This is a genomic window from Corallococcus sp. RDP092CA (assembly GCF_041903675.1).
In the GTDB taxonomy this organism is placed as follows: Bacteria; Myxococcota; Myxococcia; order Myxococcales; family Myxococcaceae; genus Corallococcus.
This window is the reverse complement of the sequence record NZ_JAYESI010000105.1, coordinates 1-855: the sequence shown is the minus strand read 5'-3', so window position 1 is coordinate 855 and position 855 is coordinate 1. Positions and strand designations below refer to the sequence as shown.

The window sequence follows — 855 nt, the reverse complement described above, 5'->3', positions numbered from 1 at the left end:
CTAGGTCGTGTCCGCAAATTAGAGCCAGAGGCGGATGGAGGCGATGTGGACCATCGCCAGGTAGTTGGCGGCGCGCTTCTCGTAGCGCGTCGCCACCCGCCGGTTCTGCTTCAAGCGACTGAAGAGGCACTCCACGCGGCAGCGCTTGCGGTAGGCGGCGCGTGGGAAGGTGCGCTGGCGGGGCTGGTCCGAGCGGGTGGGGATGATGGCCTCCACCCCGTGCTCGCGGCACCAGGCGCGCAGGCTGTTGTAGCTGTAGCCCTTGTCTGCCGCCAGAGCATCGGGCAAGCGTCGCGGCGCGCCCGGGGAGTGCGCCCGGGGCACGCTGCCGCCGGCCATCAACGCCTCGAAGGCTTGCGTCTCATGGCGCTGGCCTGCCGTCAGCTCGAAGACGAGCGGCCGGCCCTGGCCCTCCGCCCGGACATGCAGCTTGGTGGAGAAGCCCCCCTGGCTGCGGCCAAGCGCTTCGGCCTCCCCCCTTTAGCCGGTGTGCCCCGGGCGCCGGCCGCGTGCTGGTGGGCACGGATGACACTCGCATCCATGAAGTGCAGCGCCCAGTCCAGCTGACCATCCTCGTGCGCCTCGGCCTGCAGCTGTCGCAGCACTCGAGCCCAGACTCCCGCTTCCTGCCATCGGTAGAAGCGGCTGCTGAGCGTCTTCCAACTGCCAAACTGCTCCCGGGGCACGTCGCGCCACGGCGCTCCGGTGCGCAAAACCCAGAGGATGCCGTTGAGCACTTCGCGGTGGTCCTTATTGGGACGGCCCCGGGCCGGTTTCTGGGGCGGCAGCAGTCCGGCCAACCGCTCCCATTGCGCGTCTGTCAGCTCTCCTCGGCTCATGCCCTCCTAACATCCG

The 855-nt window shown here is 69.4% G+C and carries 1 pseudogene; it reads right to left on the bottom strand.

Annotated elements, in window-relative coordinates:
- Positions 1-18: 18 nt before the first annotated feature.
- Positions 19-839: pseudogene (locus tag U8525_RS34360) on the bottom strand (IS5 family transposase).
- Positions 840-855: the final 16 nt, after the last annotated feature.